At 57.0% G+C, this 314-nt stretch carries 1 protein-coding gene; it reads right to left on the bottom strand.

Going from position 1 to position 314, the window contains the following annotated elements; translation table 11 throughout:
- Positions 1-314, bottom strand: a 314-nt coding sequence (locus AC23NW_RS36325; RefSeq protein ID WP_487455609.1) for a glycosyltransferase, incomplete at both ends; no start/stop codon positions are given.

Below are 314 nucleotides of genomic sequence, written 5' to 3'. Positions count from 1 at the left end.
GGATGGCTGTACCAGCAAATCGTAACTCCGGAACTGCGCATAGATGAACTCACGGCTGAGCAGGCCCAGAAACGAAACATAGGGGACGATATCCAGCGAGCTGACCAGATCCTTCAGATAGTCGAGTGATTCTCCTTCGCCGATCAGATCGAGCCGGAGCCGGTTCATGCCCTGCTGATGCACCAGACTAGCCAGCGCCTGCAACAGGATATCCTGCCCCTTTTTGCTATGCATCAGCCGGCCGATCTGCCCCATGCGGAAATCCGGCGAAGCACGGTATGGGTCCCGCGCCGGAATATGCCGGACATTAATGC

Source organism: Arsenicibacter sp. R0_47 (genome assembly GCF_057652235.1).
This window is presented reverse-complemented; position numbering and strand designations above follow the sequence as displayed.